Origin of the sequence: Conexibacter woesei DSM 14684 (genome assembly GCF_000025265.1) — a bacterium.
Classification (GTDB): domain Bacteria; phylum Actinomycetota; class Thermoleophilia; order Solirubrobacterales; family Solirubrobacteraceae; genus Conexibacter; species Conexibacter woesei.
Window position 1 is genome coordinate 4,283,095 of sequence record NC_013739.1, and the last position, 15,919, is coordinate 4,299,013.

A 15,919-nucleotide genomic window follows, 5' to 3' on the forward strand; every position below is an offset into this window, starting at 1 on the left:
CCCAGCCTACCCACCCCGGCGCCACCGCTCGTCAGGCCCGCTTGAACTGGGCGTTCGCGATCGCCAGCATCGCGAGCGCGGTCAGCGCGACGATGCCGATCTCGACGCCGATCGGCACGTGCCAGCCGAACCACGTGACGCCCGGGTTGAGCGCCTCGCGCGCCGCGTCGCTGATGTCGAGCTGCGCGAAGACGACGTGGCGGATCGGGTCGACGACGTACGTCAGCGGGTCGAGCCGGTTGAGGATCTCCAGCCACTGCGGCAATCCCGTTACAGGGAACAGTGCTCCACTCAAAAACAGCAGCGGCATCAGCAGCATCTGCGTCAACGCCATGAACGACTGCATCTGCGTGACGCGCGCGGCGGCCATCAGGCCGAACGCGGTGATCATGAACGCGAGCAGCAGCTGCAGGCCGATCAGCGCGAGGATCATGTCGAGCCGGTAAGGAACGTCGACGAGCGGCGCGAGCGCGATCACGATCAGCCCCTGGGCGCCGGCGACGGTCGCGCCGCCGAGGCATTTGCCGAGCACGATCGAGCCCCGCCGCACGGGCGCGACGAGCATCTCCCGCAGGAAGCCGTACTCGCGGTCCCAGACGACCGACGCGGCCGAGAAGATCGCGGTGAACAGCACCGCCATCGCGAGCGCGCCGGGGAACATGAACGTGCGCAGGTCGACGCCCTCGGTCCCGCCGGAGGCGATGTTCGCGAGGCCGCCGCCGAGCACGAACAGGAACAGCACTGGCTGGAACAGCGACGTGACGATCCGCAGGCGGTCGCGCGAGAAGCGGATCAGCTCGCGATGCCAGACGATCTTCACCGCCCGCAGGTCGGCGCGCCAGCCGCCGGCGGGCACGTGGATCCGCGCGGTCGGCGCGGGCGTGGCGACGGTCGAGGCCATGCTGCGCTACCTCCCCGGGCGCATCATGCGCGCCATCGGATCGACCCGGTCAGCCGTCTCGGCGTCGCGGATCGTCGTGCCGGTGTAGGACATGAAGACGTCGTCGAGCGACGGCCGCGAGACGGACACGCCGCGGATCGCGACGCTCAACTCGGCGAACAGCCGCGGCACGAACTGCTCGCCGCCGGCGACGCCGAACGTGACCGCGCCCTCCGACATGCTCGCGTCGATCGCGAAGCGCTCGCGCAGCGCCGCGATCGCGGCGGCGTCGTCGTCGGTCTCGATCCGCACGCGGTCTCTGCCGACGCTCGCCTTCAGCGCCTCTGGCGTGTCGAGGACGATCACGCGCCCCTGGTCCATGATCGCGATCCGGTCGCAGTGCTCGGCCTCGTCCATGTAGTGCGTCGTGAGGAAGATCGTGATCTCGTCGGCCGCCTTCAGCTCCTCGATGTAGCGCCAGATCGAGCTGCGCGTCTGCGGGTCGAGGCCGACGGTCGGCTCGTCGAGGAACAGCACGCGCGGCGAGTGCAGCAGGCCGCGCGCGATCTCCAGCCGCCGGCGCATGCCGCCGGAGAAGGTCGAGACGCGGCTGGCGCGGCGCTCCCACAGGCCGACCATCTCCAGCACCTGCCGCATGCGGCCGGGCACGAGCGCCTTCGGCACGCCGTACAGCTCGGCGTGGAACTTCAGGTTCTGCTCGGCGCTGAGGTAGCCGTCGAGCGTCGGATCCTGGAAGACGAGGCCGATGTTGCGGCGCACGTCGTCGCGCTCCCGCACGACGTCGTGCCCGGCGACGCGGGCGCTTCCGCCGTCGGGCTCCACGAGCGTGCAGAGCATCGAGATCGTCGTCGACTTGCCGGCGCCGTTGGGGCCGAGGAAGCCGAATGTCTCGCCCGGCGTGACGTCGAGGTCGATGCCGCGCACCGCCTCGACGTCGCCGTAGCGCTTGACGAGCCCGCGCACGTGGACCGCGGGCTCGTCGGCCGCCGGGCGGTGGGCCTGGACCGCCGCGGCAGTGGTCATGCGGCGTCGTCTTCCGGCGGGTCCGCCGGCTCCTCGCCCGCGTCGCCGTCGTGACCGTCCGCGAGCACGCGGTAGAGGTCGCGGCGGGTGGCGGCGAGGATCCGCTGCGCCTCTCTGCGCTGCGCGTCGCTGCCGGACTGCATCACCTGGAACATCGCCATCCCGACCTCGCGCGCGGTCTGCATCAGCGCCCACGCGTCAGCCGAGATGTCGCCGGCCATCTGGTCCCACGGCGCGGGGACGTCCTCGCCCCGCTCCTCGACGTACTGCCGGCCCTCGTCGGTCAGCTCGAACAGCTTGCGGCCGTCCTGCTCGGTCGAGCGCACCAGGCCCTCGTCCTCGAGCTGCTGGAGCGCCGGGTAGACCGAGCCGGGGCTCGGGCGCCAGGCGCCGTTGGAGCGCTCCTCGAGCGCCTGCATGATCTGGTACCCGTTGCGGGGCTGCTCGGCGAGCAGCAGCAGCGCCGCCGTGCGGACGTCGCCGCGGCGCGCCTTCGGGCCGCGCCGGCCGCCCCACGGGCCGCCGGGGCCGAACGGAAAGCCTCCGCCGGGCCCGCCGAACGGGAACCCGCCACCGCGGCCGTAGCCGCCGCGGCCGTGGCCGCCTTCGTGACCGCCATGGCCACCGTGACCGCCGCTGCGCCCGGAGCCGGCGCCGCCCTGCCGTGCGCCGGACATCGCTCGCCACATCTCTCCTATGTCGAAGCCGCCTCGACAGGCGCCTGAACGCCAGGCGTGGGCGGCGAAATCGGCATTCCGATGCATGCCGCTCTCCTTACTTTGACTGTTCTTGATGCGTCAAAGATATATCGGAACTGTTCGGACGTCAAACCGCGCCGCGGTGCGCTGTCCGCACACGGACACGAGAGGACCGCAACCCGCGCGCCGGGGCGGCGTTATGACCACCAGATGCCCGCCGCGCCCCAACCCCCGCCGAGACCGGACCCGGAGGCGGCCCGCCGCGCCGCGCAGCTCCTGCACGAGATGAGCAAGGCGCCCGTCGGGTCGAAGAAGCGGCGCTTCCTGCGCCGCGCCGCCGAGCGCGCCAGAGCGCGCGCCAGACAACTCTGACCCGGACGCACGAACGCCCCGGCGCGTTGCCGCATCGGGGCGTTCGATGCCCCCTGCCGCCGGGGGGTGCCGGCTTACAGGGATTCCCGGGACAGTGCGGCCGTTGGTCGTGCGCGCATGAGGGGGAAGGAGCGCGCATGTCGGCCGCACCGCTGCCCGAGGCAAGCCGACTATACCCAAGAAAACCGTCTACAGGTGGAGAATAACCACCAGTAGGCGGTGCTTCACCTCCCTTAGCGGGTGGCGCAAGGGGCGCCGGTGAACGAGGTTTCACCACTCCGATGCGTGAGCCCTCCCCCTACCTCAGCGCGTTCGCGCGAACGCTGAGGCGACAGCGCCGAAAGCAGGACCTCTCGCAGGAGGCGCTGGCGGACGCGTCGGGCGTCAGCGCGAAGCACATCGGCGAGATCGAACGCGAGAACAAGGAGCCCGGGATCACGACGGCACTGCGGCTCGTCGACGGCCTGGAGGAGCCGCTCGGGGAGTTCTTCACACGGGTCGAGGACCGTCTCCGAGGAGGATGACGGCACTTGCCAAGTATGCGAACATATGTTCGTGTCCAACGGCCGAACTCCTCCTTCTCCACTCGCCCGCACGATCCGCCAGCTGCGGCGCGATCGCGAGCTGTCGCAGGAGGCGCTGGCGAACGCTGCGGGGGTCCACCCCAAGCACCTGAGCGAGATCGAGCGCGGCAACAAGGACCCGCGCGCCAGCACCGTCGCGCGGCTGGCGGACGCGCTGGGGGTGTCGATCGGCGAGCTGTACGGCCAGCCGGGCGGCGACGAGCCTGGCGCGTCGGGATAGGTTCGACCGTCGACACCAGGGTGCTTTCTGCACTAGATTCCGGTGCATGCCGGCACTTGCGATCGACACCTGGAGCGAGCTGGAGAGACCGGTCCCGCAGTCGGTCGCGGTCACCGTCATCGCCCAGGATCCCTCCGTGCAGGTCGCGGGGCGCATCCTCACCGCACAGATCAGAGTCCCCGCCGAGCACCTCGACCCCGGGCCGCGCGGCGCGCGCTTCCACGTCGTCGACTACGACGGCGCGACCGGGAGGCTGCTGCCGCCTGCCGTGCTTGCGCCGACGGTGCAGGACCGCTTCGCGGACGCCGGCGACGCCGAGCTGACCGGCGACGCCGAGTTCCGCGCGCAGAACGTCTACGCGATCGCAGCGCGCACGCTCGCCGGCTTCGAGGCCGCGCTCGGGCGGCGACTCGGCTGGGGCTTCGACGGCCACCAGCTGTTCCTCGTCCCGCACGCGATCGCGGAGGCGAACGCCTACTACGCGCCGGAGGACGGCGCGATCTACTTCGGCTACGTCCCACGCGAGGACGGCGAGCTGCAGACGGCGCTGTCGCACGACATCGTCGCGCACGAGACGACCCACGCGATCCTCGACGGGCTGCGGCCGCTCTATGCGGAGCCCGGCCTGCCCGACCAGCCCGCCTTCCACGAGGCGCTCGCCGACGTCGTCGCGCTGCTGTCGCTGTTCTCGATCTCCGGCGTCGCCGCACGGCTGCTCGACCCCGACGGCGACGGCGGCCGGCTGGCGGCCGAGCAGCTGACCGCCGAGGCGCTGCGCAGAAGCGCGCTGCTGACGCTCGCCGAGCAGCTCGGCGACGACGCGAACGACGGCGCCGGCCGCGAGCGCGGCGGCGGGCTGCGCCGCTCGGTCGAGCTGGCGCCGACGGCGACGTGGCGCGAGGAGCGCGAGTTCACCGAGCCGCACCGCCGCGCCGAGGTGCTCGTCGCCGCGGTCACGCAGACGCTGCTGCGGATGTGGATGAGCCGCCTGCCGGCGATCCTCTCCGAGGACGGCAGCGGCGACCGCGCGCGCGTCGCCGAGGAGGGCGCGACCGCCGCCGCCCACCTGCTGCGGATGGCGATGCGCAGCGTCGACTACCTGCCGCCGGTGGAGCTGGAGTACGAGGACGTGCTCGACGCGATCCTGAAGGCCGACGAGGTCGTCGCGCCCGACGATGAGCACGGCTACCGCGACGCGCTGAGAGCGGCGTTCGCCGCGTTCGGCATCGAGCGGCCCGTCGGCCGCACGATCGACGTCTCGCGCTCGGGACGGCCGGTCTACGAGCGGATGAACTTCGCGATCCTGCGCTCGGACCGCGACGAGGTCTTCCGCTTCCTGTGGGAGAACGCCGACGTCTTCGAGCTCGACCGCGAGTGCGGCTGGCTGCGGGTCGAGTCGATCCGCCCGTCGGTCCGCGTCGGGCCGGACGGGCTGGTCGTGCCGGAGGTCGTCGCCAGCTACGTGCAGACGCTGGAGCTGACCGCCGGCGAGCTGGCCGAGCGCGGCGCGACCGTGCCGGACGGCCTCCCGCCCGAGACGAAGCTGCAGCTGCGCGGCGGCGGGGTCGTCGTCTTCGACCAGTTCGGCCGCGCCAAGCACCACCAGCACAAGCGGCTCGACGACTGGGACCGCCAGACGCGGCGGCTCGCGTACCTCGTCGGGCACGGCCTCGTCGACTCCAGAGGGCGCTTCGGCTTCACGCTCTCGCAGCCGCGCGGCCAGCGCTTCGCCGCGCTGCACGTCTCCGGTGGCGACGAGGCGGAGCGCTGGTGATGGCCGCGCCCGCGCCCGATCGCGTCGCCGTGCGCGCGCACGTGCTCGGCTTCGGCGAGGGGATCGTGCTCAGCTTCGGCTACCCGCAGCCACTCGACGACGGGCGCGACGAGCGCCACGTGCTGATCGACTTCGGCTCGACGCACTGGCCGAGCGGACCGAGACGGACGTTCAGAGAGATCGCCGAGAGCGTGGCCGAACGCGTCAGAGGGCGGCTCGACGCGATCGTCGTGACACACCGCCACAAGGATCACATCGCCGGCTTCGCCGACGACGCCGCCGGCGAGCTGATCGCCGGGCTGAGACCGAGCATCGTGCTGCGGCCGTGGACGGAGGAGCCGGGCCTTGCCGCCGACGCGCCGGGGCCACCGGGCGGGCACGGGAACGGGGCGCGCGCGGACGGCGGGATCGGGGCGGGCGCACGCGCGGCGGACGGCGGCGGCGGTGACGCGGCGGCTGTGGGCGACGCGGACGCGCCCGGCGACCGCTCGCGGCGGTTCGCTTCCGGGCTCGCGGAGGCGCAGGTGTTCGCAGAGCGGCTCGTCGCCGGGGTCGACGGCGCCCGCGGGCTGCGCGGCACGCTCGGCGCGATGGCCGCCGGGCAGGTGCCGAACGCCGCCGCGATCGCGCGGATCGACGCGATCGCCGACGACGCGCCGCTCGACGCGCGCTACCTCCACGCCGGCCAGCCGTCCGGGCTCGACGACGTGCTGCCGGGCGTGCGCGTGAGCGTGCTGGGGCCACCGACGCCGGAGCAGTGGCCCCGCGTGACCGGCCAGAAGGCCGACGACCCCGAGTACTGGATCGCCTGGCGCCAGCTCGCCGGCGAGATGCTCGACCAGCTCGCGCCCGCCGCCGCCGCCGGCGGCGGCGTCGCCGCTGCGCCGGCGCAGGTCCCACCCGGCCGCGCCCGCTGGCTGGTCGAGCGGATGCGCGACCACGAGACGCACTCGCTGCTGCGGATCGTCCGCACGCTCGACGACGCGCTCAACAACACGAGCCTCGTGCTGCTGTTCGAGGTCGGCAGACGGCGGCTGCTGTTCCCCGGCGACGCGCAGATCGAGAACTGGTCGTGGAGCCTGGAGGGTCCGGAGGCCGCGAGACTCGACCCGCAGCTGGCAGGCGTCGACTTCTACAAGGTCGGCCACCACGGCAGCCGCAACGCGACGCCGCGCTCGCTCGTGGCGAAGTGGCAGGGTCGCGCAGAGCCGCTGACGTCGCTGATGTCGACGCTCCCGGGCGTGCACGGCAGAGGCGCCAACGCCGTCCCCCGCACGACGCTCGTCGCCGCGCTGGAGGAGCTCGGCCCGCTCCACCGCACCGACGTGCTCGGCGCCGACCGGCGCTTCGTCGACCTCAGCGCCGCGACCTCCGATCGCAGACCGTTCGCGATCGACGGCGCGTGAGCAGCGCACGCTGCGACGCGCAGGGCGGGCGGTCGCGGGCGGCGCAGACGGAGAGCGGGCCACCGAGGAGTCGAACCTCGCGTTACGGTTTTGGAGACCGTCGTGTTACCGATACACCAGTGGCCCTCGCGGGCGGCACATTGTAGGTGGCGCAGGCGCGGCGTGACGTCAGACGGGGACGCGGTCGCGCACCGCGCCGTCGCCGGCGGCCTGCAGCACCGCCGAGAGCAGGCCCGGGAAGCGGGCCTCGAGGTCGTCGCGGCGCAGCGACAGCAGCCGCCGCTTGCCGTCGACGCGCGTCTCGGTGATGCCGGCCTCGCGCAGAACCCGGAAGTGGTGCGAGGCGGTCGCCTTGCTGACGCCGAGGTCGAACGAGCCGCACGGGCGCTCCCCGCCGCAGGCCAGCTCGCACACGACGGCGAGGCGGGCGTCGTCGCTCAGCGCGTGCATCACGGACGTGAGCTCGATCGCGGCGGCGGCGGGTTGGTCGGGCGTGGCCATCTCCCTCCATTCTATGCCGCTCGAACAACCGCCACGGTGCAGCGGGCGCGCGCACGGCCGGCCGCGCCCCTTCGCGGCGGTGCTGCGCGGCCGCCTGACGGCGATGCGGGCGGAGGGATTCGAACCCCCAAGGCCTCTACCTGGCCAACCGGCTCCTAAGGCCGGCGTGTCTACCGTTTCACCACACCCGCGACGGGAAGTGCGTCATGCGGCCGCGCAGGATTGTAGGGTCCTGACGGGATGGAGGACGGCTACGTCATCGACCGGCCGAACCGCGCGAAGGCGTCGTCGAAGACGACACGCGCGATTCTGACGTTCCTGCTGCTCGTCTCGGCGGGGATCTTCCTTGTCGTGATAGCCGGCGGCTGGTCGGCGCTCCAGGGCAACAAGGGCGTCCAGATCGCCTACCTGCTGCTCTACCTCCTGATGGCCTATCTCGTCGTCAGATGGAACCGCGGCGTGCTGCCGGTGGCGGCGGCGTTGGCGATCCTGCTGCTGATCTTCGCCGCCGTCTCCGGCCCGGAGTGGTTCGCGCGCGACAAGAACGGCTTCTCGACGCCGGACTCGATCCTCGGCTCGACCGGGCTCGAATCGCAGATGCTGGGCCTGCTGACGTACCTGCTGATCCCGGTCCAGGTGCTGCTGATCTTCTTCGCCGCGCAGGCGTTCAGGCAGGACTGGCACGTCGAGCTCGAGGTGCCCAAGAGCCGCGCCAAGTGGCCCGGCGCGAGACCGCCGAGAGCGTCCACGCGACAGGGCGCCCGCCGCGGCACGACGGGCGCCGGCGCCGCACGCGGCTGACCGCGCTCGCCGGCCGCCCGCTCGCTCCCGCCCGCCGCCCGCCCCGCCCCGCCCCGCCGAAGCGTCCTGGATTACTGTCGCTATGCGACACCAACCCAGGACGACCGGGCGCACTACGGCACCAGCACGAGCTTCTTGCCGTGGCCGCCGGCCTGCTGGCGTTCCCACACCGTGGCGACCTCGGACAGCGGCGCCGCCTCGATCTCGACCGTGATGCGGCCGGCTGCGGCGTGCTCGGCGAGCGTGCGGTACGCCGCGACCTTGACGTCGTGCGGCGCGAGGAAGTTCGTGTGGCCGCGGATCTCCGCCAGCTTGCCGCGGACGATCGCCGAGGGGAACGTCGCCGTCGCGCCGGCCGACTGGCCGATCTGGATCAGCCGCCCGCCGTCTCCGAGCGCGCCGAGCGCCGCGACCGCCGGTTCGCCCCACAGCGGATCGATCACGACGTCGACGCCGCCGCCCGCCGCCTCGCGGAACGCCGCGGTGAGGTCGTCGCCCTCCGACGCGTCGAGCCGCACCGTCGCGTCGGCGCCGAGCGCCGCGGCGCGGGCGAGCGCCTGCTCGTTGCGGCCGGCGGCGACGACGCGGGCGGCGCCGAGCAGCTTCGCCGCCTGCACCGCGATGCAGCCGACGACGCCGGTCGCGCCGAGCACGAGCACCGTCTCACCGGGCTGCAGCTGCGCGCGCCACGCGAGCGGCAGCCACGCGGCGAGGCCGGCGATCCCGACCGCGACCGCGAGCGCCGGCTCGACCCCGTCGGGCACGTCGATCGCGTCGGCCGCGTTCACCAGCGAGCGGTCCGCCATCGAGCCGAACGGCGCGACCGGAGCGTCGAAGTAGACGCGCCGGCCTCCCGCCACGATTCCGGCGCCCTCGCCGCCCGCGACGAATGGGAGCGGCGCTCTGCCGGAGTAGAACCTCCCGGCCGCCTTCGCCTGGTCGACCGGGTTGAGACCCGCGGCCTCGACCTCGACGACGAGCTGCCCCTCGCCCGCGACCGGCTCCTCGAACGCCCGGTAGCGGGGCGTCCCGTATTCCTCGACGACTGCTGCGTTCATGCACCCACGATACGCCCCCTGCCCGCACAGCGCACACGCGCCAGTTCAACTGACTGAATCAATTCAGTTCAACCCGTTGCACTTCAGCTTGTTCAACCTGTTGATCACCGTGAATTCCGCTTGACGCACGCGGAGAGGTGTGACTATCGTGACCGTGGCCGGCGTGTGGCATGCCACATGCGGCACATCACCCCGATGGAGGAAGGGATCCGGCGTGCCAGATGCACCCAAGCTCTCGCAGCGCGAGATCGATGAATTGAGCGCTCGCTTCGAGATCAAGCCGATGGGCGGCGAGCCGCTCGCGGTCGCCCACGCCGAGGGCGTGCGCGTCACCGACGTCAACGGTCGCGAGTACCTCGACGCGATCTCCGGCGAGTGGGTCGTCAACCTCGGCTTCCGCAACCCGGAGATCACCGACGCGGTGATCGAGCAGCTCGGCCGTGCCGACTGGACCGCGCCGCTGTACGGCTCCTCTCCCCGCACGCTGCTGGCGGAGAAGGTCGCCGAGGTCGCCCCCGGCGGCCTCAACAAGCTGCTCTACGGCCTCTCCGGCGGCGACGCCGTCGAGGGCGCGATGCACCTCGCGATGCGCACGACCGGCAAGGACGAGTTCGTCTGCCTGTTCCAGGCGTTCCACGGCCGCACGTTCGCGACGACCGCGCTCTCCTACACGCACCCGAACATGTACGAGGGCGCCAAGAAGGGGCTCGAGCGGTACACGACGCGCCAGATCCGCGTCCCCAACTTCAACTGCTACCGCTGCCCGTTCGAGCGCACGCCCGACAGCTGCGACCTGTTCTGCGCCAGATTCGTCGAGAAGATGGTCGTCGAGGGTTCCGAGGGCGGCGTCGCCGGCATCATCGTCGAGCCCTACCAGGCCAACGGCGGCATGGTCCCCGCGCCCGACGGCTACTTCCAGGAGCTGCGCGCGATCTGCGACCGCCACGACATGGCGCTGATCGTCGACGAGGTGCAGACCGCCTGGGCGCGCTGCGGCGAGATGTTCGCGATCGACCACTACGGCGTCGAGCCGGACATGATCGTCGTCGGCAAGGCGTTCGGCGGCGGCTTCTCGATGTCCGGCGTGATCGTCAACGACAAGTACGCCAACCTCGCCGAGTGGGAGTACGGCTTCACCACGATCGGTCACCCGATCGCCTCGACCGCATCCCTCAAGATGATCGAGATCATGGAGCGCGACGACCTGGCCGCGAACGCACGCGCCATGGGCGAGCGCTTCGGCGAGAAGCTCGCCGAGATGAGAGAGAAGCACCCGCTGATCGGCGACGTGCGCGTGATGGGCCTGATGATCGGCATCGAGCTGGTCAAGGACCCGGTCACGAAGGAGCATGCGCACGACGAGGCTGAGTGGTGCGTCCATCGCGCACTCGAGAACGGTCTGCTGATCGGCAAGACCGGCCCCGTCTTCCCGCCGCCGGCCGGCAACGTGCTGAAGCTCAAGCCTGCGGTCACGATCGGCGCCGCCGAGGTCGACGAGATCTGCGCGCTGTTCGACCAGACCATCACCGAGGCCGAAGCGCACTTCGGCTACGGCTCCTAGCGAAGGATCGAGAGAGATGACCTCATCTGGCGTGCCGCAAGGCGCGAGCGACGACGACGACCTCGCCCAGTTCGGGTACCAGCCGCGCCTGCGGCGCTCGATGTCGACGTTCACGTCGTTCTGCCTCGCCTTCTCGATGATCGCGATCACGGGAACGCTCGGGCCGCTGTTCCAGCCCGTGCTCGCGCAGGTCGGCGCCGTCGCCGTGTGGTACTGGCTGATAGCGCTCGCGGGCGTGATCTGGGTCGTGCTCGTGTTCATGCACATGGCGGCGCGGATCCCCGTCACCGGCTACGCGTACCAGTGGGCGAGCCGGATCGTGAACCCGTACTACGGCTGGGTCGTGGCGATGATCGGCCTGATCACGTTCACGACCGGCGCGACGTCGATCGGCGCGCTGTTCGGCTCGGTGCTCGCACCGGAGCTGGGGATCGACCCGACCGGCACGAACATCATGTTCCTCGCGATCGGGGCGCTGACGATCGGCTTCCTGATCAACATCTTCGGGATCCGGATCGCGACGCGCTTCAACAACGGCGTCGCGATCGGCGAGATCACGGCGACGATCGTCTTCGCCTTCCTGCTGCTCGTCGGCGCGCTGCTGTTCTTCAAGGGCGGCCAGGACGCCAGCGTGATCGTCAACAACTCCGGCGTCGACGGCGTCGACGGCTCGAAGATCCCGACCGTCAACTGGATCCTCGCCGCGACGCTGCCGATCTTCGCGCTGCTCGGGTGGGAGGCGTCGGCCGACCTCGCCGAGGAGACGCACAACCCGCGCAAGGCGGCGCCGAAGGCGATGTTCCGCGCGGTGACTGTCTCCGCGCTCGGCGGCTTCGTCGTGATGTGGATCTTCATCGTCGCGATCCCCGGCTCGATCTCAGAGGCGCTGACGCACCCAAACACGTTCTTCTGGATCGTCGAGGAGCGCCTCGGCGCCTTCCCCGCCGCGATCTTCAAGGTGATCGCGTTCTTCTCGCTGATGGGCTGCATCGTCGCGAACATCGCGGTCGCGACGCGGCTGATCTTCTCCGTCTCGCGCGACCGGATGCTGCCGTTCTCACGCCAGCTCGCCGCGGTCCACCCGCGCTTCAGAACGCCGGTGACTGCCTCGATCGTCCTGTGGGCGATCTGCATGGCGATCAACATCGCGGGCGCCGGCAACATCTTCCGCGTCACCGCGATGGCGGCCGTCGCCTACTACTTCACGTACGGGACGACGACGATCGGCGTGCTGATCGGTCACCTGCGCGGGAGCATCCCGGAGCCCAGCGGCAGCGGCTACTTCGGCCTCGGCCGCTGGACGGTGCCCGTCTGCGTGATCGCGATCGTCTGGTGCTTCGGCGTCTCCGCCGCGTACCTCGTGCCGAGCGAGAACCACTACGTCGTGCGCTACTTCCTCTACGCGCTCGGCATCGGCGTCCTCTTCACCGCCTACGCCTGGTGGGCACTGAGAACGGGCCGCGCCGCGGTGCCGCAGAACGCGACCGACGCGGCGGCGCAACGCGACCGCGAGGACGCCGAGAACGAGAAGGCGATGGTCAATGGCTGAAAGACGTGTCATCGGTGTCGGGGTCATCGGCCTCGGCGAGATCGGGCAGTTCCACCTGCGCGGCTACGAGCGCTCCCCCGGGGCGCGCGTGGCGGCGGTGACCGACCTGAGCGGGGAGCTGCTGGCGCGCACCGCGGCGGCGACCGGCGCCACGGCGCACTCGTCGATCGGCGCGCTGCTCGCCGATCCCGCCGTCGAGGTCGTCTCGGTCTGCCTCCCCCACCACCTCCACCTGCCGGTCGCGCTGCAGGCGATCGCCGCCGGCAAGCACCTGCTCGTCGAGAAGCCGCTCGCGCTGACCGTCGCCGAGTGCGACGAGATCGTCGCAGCGGCCGAGGCCGCGGGCGTGACCGTCGGCGTGCAGCACAACCAGCTGTTCCACGGCCCGCACGTGCGGGCGCAGGAGCTGATCGACTCGGGCGCGATCGGTAGACCGGTCCACATCCGGCTGCGGCTCGGGATCGGCGGCAAGCTCGACGGCTGGCGCGCCGACCCGAAGGTCGTCGGCGGCGGGCTGCTGTTCGACGCCGGCGTGCACCGCTTCTACATGGCGCGCAAGCTGTTCGGCGAGGTCGCCGAAGTGCGTGCGCTGGTCGACCGCGGCCTGGACGTCGGCGAGGACCAGGCGGTCGTGACGCTCCGCTTCGAGAACGGCGCGCTCGGCGTGATCGACGCCAACTACCACTGCCCGCCGGGCGCGTTCGACGACGCGATCGAGATCGTCGGCAGCGACGGGATGCTCTACCTGTCCGGCTGCGAAGCCGAGTTCGAGGGCTTCCGCACCGGTCCGGCGCTGCGCGTCTACGACGGCTCCTGGCGCGACGAGCGCGTCCCGCAGGGCGACTGGGCCGACTCGGTCGCCGCCTCGATCGACGCGTTCGTCGTCGCGCTGGCGGCCGGCGAGCCGCCGCCGGTGACGGCCGCCGAGGGCCGGCGGATCGTCGAGCTGATCCATCAGGCGTACACGTCGGCCGCCGCCGGTGACCCCGGCGGCGCGGGAGCGACGTGAGCGGCGGGATCGAGCACGTCGGCGTGCGTCCGGTCGAGCCGGAGACCGGCCTGACCGCGCGCGCCTACGCCGAGATCCGCCGCGCGATCCTCGAAGGCCGCATCCCGCCCGGCCAGCTGACCTCGGTGCGCGCGCTGAGCGAGGCACTCGGGATCTCGCGCACGCCCGTGCGCGAGGCGCTCGTCGAGCTGGCGAAGGCCGGGATGGTCGCGTTCGAGCGCAACCGCGGCGTGCGCGTCGTCGTGACGCTCGGCCGCGACGTCGAGGAGATCTTCCAGCTGCGCCTGTGGCTGGAGGTCCCCGCGGCGCTGGAGGCGGTGCCGCGCTGCGGCGGCGCGGAGCTCGAGGCGCTCGCGCGCACACTCGACGGGATGCGCGCCCACCTCGATGACGAGCACGAGTTCATGCGCCACGACTGGCGCTTCCACCGCACGCTGCTCGCCGCAACCGGCAACGACCGCCTCGTCGGATTCGTCGCCGAGCTGCGCGACCAGACGCGGATGCGTGGCATCTCGACCGTCGGGCGCTCGCGCAGGCTCGAGGCGATCCTCGCCGAGCACGACGCGATCTACGCGCACGTGCAGGCGGGCGACGCCTCCGCCGCGGCCGACGCGATGGCCGACCACCTCTCCACCACGCGCGACCTGCTGCTCGCGCAGGACCCACCAGCAACGACCCCGGAGGACGTATGAGCTCCCGAACCGGCGGCGAGATCGTCGCCGACCACCTGATCGCGGAGGGCGTCCCGTACGTGCTCGGCATCCCCGGCCACGGCGACATGGGCGTCTTCGACGCGTTCAAGGACCGCACCGACAGAATCGAGACGATCCAGGTCCGGCACGAGCAGTCGGCCGGCCACATCGCCGACGCCTACTACCGCGTCAAGGGCGAGCCGCTCGCGACGATCACCTCGATCGGCCCCGGCTCCGCCAACATGGCGATGGCGCTCGCGACGGCGTACGTCGACTCGCAGGCGATGATCTCGATCACCGGCGCCGTGCAGACGTACATGGACGGCTGCGGCGTGCTGCAGGAGATCGAGCGCCAGCGCGACGCCGACTTCTCCAGCATGCTGCGCCCGGTCGTCAAGCGCGGCTTCTACCCGCACCGCGTCGACCAGGTCCAGCGCGTGATGCACCGCGCGTTCAACTCGGCTGTCACCGGCCGCCCGGGCCCGGTCCACATCGAGCTGCCGATCGACGTCCAGTCGCACGCCGCCGAGATCCCCGAGATCGACCTCGGCAACCACCGCGCGACGCACACCGTCGTCCACCCCGACCCGGACGGCATCGAGCAGATCGCCGCGATCCTCGCCGGCGCCAAGCGCCCGGTGATCCTCGCCGGCGGCGGCTGCATCGCGGCCCGCGCGCACGCTGAGCTGCGCTCGGTCGCCGAGCTGCTCGGCGCGCCGGTCATCACGACGATGATGGGCAAGGGCGTCTTCCCCGAGGACCACCCCCTCTGCGCCCAGCACACCGGCGCCAACGGCACCGCGTGCGGCAACCAGATCGCCAGAACCGCCGACGTGATCCTCGCGATCGGCACGCGCTTCGCCGAGCAGAACGCGTCCTCCTACCAGTTCGGCGCGTCGTACTCGATGCCGGGCACGACGCTGCTGCACGTCGACGTCGACCCGCGCGAGATCGGCAAGAACTACCCGACCGAGGTCGGCGTCGTCTCCGACGCGCGCACCGGCCTCGCCGCGCTCCACACGGCGCTCCAGGAGCGGTCGCTGCCGGACCTGACCGACTACCAGGCCGAGGTCACGGCCGAGCGCGAGAAGTGGGACGCGATGGTGCGCGGCCGCTGGACCGCGAACGGCCTGTCGCTGACGAAGTCGCTCGCCGCGCTGCGCGAGCTGATGCCGCGCGAGGGGATCGTGATCGCGTCCGCCGGCCATCCGCAGATCCAGGCGTTCCAGGAGTACCCAGCGTACGAGCCGCGCACGTGGCTGACGCCCGGCGGCTACTCGACGATGGGCTTCACCGTGCCGGCCGCGATCGGCGCCAAGCTCGCTGCGCCGGACGTGCCGGTCGTCGGCGTCGCCGGCGACGGCGACTTCCTGATGACGCTGCAGGAGCTGGCGCTCGCCGTCCAGCTGAACCTGAACGTCGTCTATCTCGTGATGAACAACGCCGGCTGGACCTCGATCCGTGACTTCCAGCGCGGGCTGTTCGGCGAGGACCGCGCCTTCTTCACCGAGTTCCGCGGCCGCAGAGGCGACCTTCAGACGCCCGACTTCACCGCGATCGCGCAGGGCTTCGGAGCGACCGGGATCAAGGTCGAGTCGTTCGACCAGCTCAAGCCGGCGCTGGAGCGTGCGCTGCGGACCGAGGGCCCGGTCGTCGTCGAGGCGATGCAGGACCGCGACCCCGCCAACACGACAGGCATCAACAGCGGCTACTGGGATCTGCCGAAGCCCGAATACCTGACCGCTGAGGGAGCGCGGTAGCTTGGCTGGT

The 15,919-nt window shown here is 71.7% G+C and carries 16 protein-coding genes and 2 tRNA genes; 11 read left to right on the forward strand and 7 right to left on the reverse strand.

The window, feature by feature from the left end; genetic code table 11:
- Window positions 1-31: 31 nt before the first annotated feature.
- From CWOE_RS20210 to CWOE_RS33565, 3 genes are read right to left on the reverse strand one after another with little or no spacing between them, the layout of a single operon-like run.
- Complete coding sequence (locus CWOE_RS20210) at window positions 32-901, reverse strand: ABC transporter permease (protein WP_012935499.1); 870 nt, start codon at window positions 899-901, stop codon at window positions 32-34.
- A gap of 6 nt (window positions 902-907) precedes the next feature.
- Window positions 908-1,924, reverse strand: coding sequence for an ATP-binding cassette domain-containing protein (locus CWOE_RS20215; protein WP_012935500.1), 1,017 nt, complete (start codon window positions 1,922-1,924; stop codon window positions 908-910).
- Complete coding sequence (locus CWOE_RS33565) at window positions 1,921-2,601, reverse strand: PadR family transcriptional regulator (protein ID WP_160165538.1); 681 nt, start codon at window positions 2,599-2,601, stop codon at window positions 1,921-1,923. The genes CWOE_RS20215 and CWOE_RS33565 overlap by 4 nt, the downstream gene beginning before the upstream one ends.
- A 231-nt stretch (window positions 2,602-2,832) precedes the next feature.
- On the opposite strand from CWOE_RS33565, the gene CWOE_RS33570 reads away from it, so the two are divergent.
- The 5 genes from CWOE_RS33570 (at window position 2,833) to CWOE_RS34365 (ending at window position 6,978) form a co-directional block, all read left to right on the forward strand.
- Window positions 2,833-2,994 (forward strand): hypothetical protein, encoded by a 162-nt coding sequence (locus tag CWOE_RS33570; RefSeq protein WP_012935502.1) that lies wholly within the window; start codon window positions 2,833-2,835, stop codon window positions 2,992-2,994.
- Window positions 2,995-3,275: 281 nt separating this feature from the next.
- Window positions 3,276-3,518, forward strand: coding sequence for a helix-turn-helix domain-containing protein (locus tag CWOE_RS20225; RefSeq protein ID WP_012935503.1), 243 nt, complete (start codon window positions 3,276-3,278; stop codon window positions 3,516-3,518).
- A 25-nt stretch (window positions 3,519-3,543) separates the two neighbouring features.
- Window positions 3,544-3,798 carry a helix-turn-helix domain-containing protein gene (locus CWOE_RS20230; RefSeq protein ID WP_012935504.1) on the forward strand — a complete coding sequence of 85 codons (255 nt, stop codon included), beginning with the start codon at window positions 3,544-3,546 and terminating at the stop codon, window positions 3,796-3,798.
- Window positions 3,799-3,844: 46 nt separating this feature from the next.
- Window positions 3,845-5,572, forward strand: coding sequence for a gluzincin family metallopeptidase (locus tag CWOE_RS20235; RefSeq protein WP_012935505.1), 1,728 nt, complete (start codon window positions 3,845-3,847; stop codon window positions 5,570-5,572).
- Window positions 5,572-6,978 (forward strand): ComEC/Rec2 family competence protein, encoded by a 1,407-nt coding sequence (locus CWOE_RS34365; RefSeq protein ID WP_012935506.1) that lies wholly within the window; start codon window positions 5,572-5,574, stop codon window positions 6,976-6,978. Before CWOE_RS20235 ends, CWOE_RS34365 begins: the two co-directional genes overlap by 1 nt.
- Window positions 6,979-7,033: 55 nt before the next feature.
- On the opposite strand, the gene CWOE_RS20245 is transcribed toward CWOE_RS34365, so the two are convergent.
- The 3 genes from CWOE_RS20245 to CWOE_RS20255 all read right to left on the reverse strand — a co-directional run bounded on the left by CWOE_RS20245 (window position 7,034) and on the right by CWOE_RS20255 (window position 7,670).
- A tRNA-Trp gene (locus CWOE_RS20245) sits at window positions 7,034-7,104 on the reverse strand.
- A gap of 42 nt (window positions 7,105-7,146) precedes the next feature.
- Window positions 7,147-7,479, reverse strand: a complete 333-nt coding sequence (locus tag CWOE_RS20250) for an ArsR/SmtB family transcription factor (protein WP_012935507.1) — start codon at window positions 7,477-7,479, stop codon at window positions 7,147-7,149.
- Window positions 7,480-7,583: 104 nt separating this feature from the next.
- Window positions 7,584-7,670 (reverse strand) — tRNA-Leu (locus CWOE_RS20255).
- Window positions 7,671-7,719: 49 nt separating this feature from the next.
- Here CWOE_RS20255 and CWOE_RS20260 point away from each other — a divergent pair.
- Window positions 7,720-8,280 (forward strand): hypothetical protein, encoded by a 561-nt coding sequence (locus tag CWOE_RS20260; RefSeq protein ID WP_012935508.1) that lies wholly within the window; start codon window positions 7,720-7,722, stop codon window positions 8,278-8,280.
- Window positions 8,281-8,393: 113 nt separating this feature from the next.
- Here CWOE_RS20260 and CWOE_RS20265 read toward each other — a convergent pair whose 3' ends face one another.
- The gene (locus CWOE_RS20265; RefSeq protein ID WP_012935509.1) at window positions 8,394-9,338 is read right to left on the reverse strand and encodes a quinone oxidoreductase family protein; all 945 of its coding nucleotides are present in this window, start codon (window positions 9,336-9,338) and stop codon (window positions 8,394-8,396) included.
- Between the two features lie 214 nt (window positions 9,339-9,552).
- Here CWOE_RS20265 and CWOE_RS20270 point away from each other — a divergent pair, with 214 nt between their 5' ends.
- The 5 genes from CWOE_RS20270 to CWOE_RS20290 are packed head-to-tail and all read left to right on the forward strand — an operon-like array spanning window position 9,553 to window position 15,909.
- Window positions 9,553-10,899, forward strand: a complete 1,347-nt coding sequence (locus CWOE_RS20270) for an aspartate aminotransferase family protein (RefSeq protein ID WP_012935510.1) — start codon at window positions 9,553-9,555, stop codon at window positions 10,897-10,899.
- Window positions 10,900-10,915: 16 nt separating this feature from the next.
- Complete coding sequence (locus tag CWOE_RS20275; protein WP_012935511.1) at window positions 10,916-12,448, forward strand: APC family permease; 1,533 nt, start codon at window positions 10,916-10,918, stop codon at window positions 12,446-12,448.
- Window positions 12,441-13,457 (forward strand): Gfo/Idh/MocA family protein, encoded by a 1,017-nt coding sequence (locus CWOE_RS20280; RefSeq protein ID WP_012935512.1) that lies wholly within the window; start codon window positions 12,441-12,443, stop codon window positions 13,455-13,457. The genes CWOE_RS20275 and CWOE_RS20280 overlap by 8 nt, the downstream gene beginning before the upstream one ends.
- Complete coding sequence (locus tag CWOE_RS20285) at window positions 13,454-14,149, forward strand: GntR family transcriptional regulator (protein WP_012935513.1); 696 nt, start codon at window positions 13,454-13,456, stop codon at window positions 14,147-14,149. Before CWOE_RS20280 ends, CWOE_RS20285 begins: the two co-directional genes overlap by 4 nt.
- Complete coding sequence (locus tag CWOE_RS20290; protein WP_012935514.1) at window positions 14,146-15,909, forward strand: thiamine pyrophosphate-binding protein; 1,764 nt, start codon at window positions 14,146-14,148, stop codon at window positions 15,907-15,909. The genes CWOE_RS20285 and CWOE_RS20290 overlap by 4 nt, the downstream gene beginning before the upstream one ends.
- The last annotated feature ends 10 nt before the right edge of the window (window positions 15,910-15,919 follow it).

What these genes read in the sequence shown, in the direction of transcription:
- CWOE_RS20210 (WP_012935499.1), bottom strand. Translation starts at nt 901, where the DNA reads ATGGCCTCGACCGTCGCCACGCCCGCGCCGACCGCGCGGATCCACGTG.
- CWOE_RS20215 (WP_012935500.1), bottom strand. Translation starts at nt 1,924, where the DNA reads ATGACCACTGCCGCGGCGGTCCAGGCCCACCGCCCGGCGGCCGACGAG.
- CWOE_RS33565 (WP_160165538.1), bottom strand. Translation starts at nt 2,601, where the DNA reads ATGTCCGGCGCACGGCAGGGCGGCGCCGGCTCCGGGCGCAGCGGCGGT.
- CWOE_RS33570 (WP_012935502.1), top strand. Translation starts at nt 2,833, where the DNA reads ATGCCCGCCGCGCCCCAACCCCCGCCGAGACCGGACCCGGAGGCGGCC.
- CWOE_RS20225 (WP_012935503.1), top strand. Translation starts at nt 3,276, where the DNA reads ATGCGTGAGCCCTCCCCCTACCTCAGCGCGTTCGCGCGAACGCTGAGG.
- CWOE_RS20230 (WP_012935504.1), top strand. Translation starts at nt 3,544, where the DNA reads ATGTTCGTGTCCAACGGCCGAACTCCTCCTTCTCCACTCGCCCGCACG.
- CWOE_RS20235 (WP_012935505.1), top strand. Translation starts at nt 3,845, where the DNA reads ATGCCGGCACTTGCGATCGACACCTGGAGCGAGCTGGAGAGACCGGTC.
- CWOE_RS34365 (WP_012935506.1), top strand. Translation starts at nt 5,572, where the DNA reads ATGGCCGCGCCCGCGCCCGATCGCGTCGCCGTGCGCGCGCACGTGCTC.
- CWOE_RS20250 (WP_012935507.1), bottom strand. Translation starts at nt 7,479, where the DNA reads ATGGCCACGCCCGACCAACCCGCCGCCGCCGCGATCGAGCTCACGTCC.
- CWOE_RS20260 (WP_012935508.1), top strand. Translation starts at nt 7,720, where the DNA reads ATGGAGGACGGCTACGTCATCGACCGGCCGAACCGCGCGAAGGCGTCG.
- CWOE_RS20265 (WP_012935509.1), bottom strand. Translation starts at nt 9,338, where the DNA reads ATGAACGCAGCAGTCGTCGAGGAATACGGGACGCCCCGCTACCGGGCG.
- CWOE_RS20275 (WP_012935511.1), top strand. Translation starts at nt 10,916, where the DNA reads ATGACCTCATCTGGCGTGCCGCAAGGCGCGAGCGACGACGACGACCTC.
- CWOE_RS20280 (WP_012935512.1), top strand. Translation starts at nt 12,441, where the DNA reads ATGGCTGAAAGACGTGTCATCGGTGTCGGGGTCATCGGCCTCGGCGAG.
- CWOE_RS20290 (WP_012935514.1), top strand. Translation starts at nt 14,146, where the DNA reads ATGAGCTCCCGAACCGGCGGCGAGATCGTCGCCGACCACCTGATCGCG.